The organism is Mesorhizobium sp. WSM4822, assembly GCF_055811155.1.
On record NZ_JBVVQM010000111.1, the window covers coordinates 1 to 235 of the forward strand.

The window sequence follows — 235 nt, forward strand, 5'->3', positions numbered from 1 at the left end:
GTTGTATCTGGCGTTCCGTCGGGTGGGCGAAGCGTTGCTGATTATCAGCAGCGTACCGTTTGCGCTGGTGGGCGGCATCTGGTTGCTGTGGTGGATGGGCTTTCATCTTTCCGTGGCGACGGGCACTGGCTTTATCGCCCTCGCCGGGGTCGCCGCCGAATTTGGCGTGGTGATGCTGATGTATTTACGTCACGCCATAGAGGCCGTGCCGTCGTTGAATAATCCACAAACATTC

The 235-nt window shown here is 57.9% G+C and carries 1 protein-coding gene; it reads left to right on the forward strand.

Going from position 1 to position 235, the window contains the following annotated elements; translation table 11 throughout:
* Positions 1-235: efflux RND transporter permease subunit (locus AC0L3E_RS34745; protein WP_473606932.1), on the forward strand; the 235-nt coding region annotated here is incomplete at both ends.